Source organism: Clostridium pacaense (assembly GCF_020709765.2).
In the GTDB taxonomy this organism is placed as follows: domain Bacteria; phylum Bacillota; class Clostridia; order Lachnospirales; family Lachnospiraceae; genus Enterocloster; species Enterocloster hominis.
Map to the genome: position 1 here is coordinate 1 of NZ_JAJFEB020000138.1, position 262 is coordinate 262.

Sequence of the window (262 nt, forward strand, 5' to 3'; positions counted from 1 at the left end):
TCTTCCTTTCCCCCCGCGTCCCTTTCCCTTCCCTTTCCCTGCTTTTCCTTTCTTTTGCTCTCTTTTTCTTCTTTTTTTTCCCCTTTTTTTTCTCTTTTTTCCTCCTTCCCTCCTCTTCCTTCCTCTCTCTTCCTCTTCTCCCTCTTTCTTCCCTCCCTCTCTTTCCCCTTTTCCCTTCCTTTCCCCTTCTTTCTTCTCCTCCCTCTCTCTTTCCTTCTCTCCTTTCCCTCCTCTTCCCTTCTCCTCCTTCTTCTTTTCTTCT

The 262-nt window shown here is 46.9% G+C and carries 1 protein-coding gene; it reads right to left on the bottom strand.

Annotated elements, in window-relative coordinates; genetic code table 11:
* The coding region (locus LK536_RS58825) for a hypothetical protein (protein WP_506092337.1) at nucleotides 1–262 on the bottom strand (262 nt) is incomplete at both ends.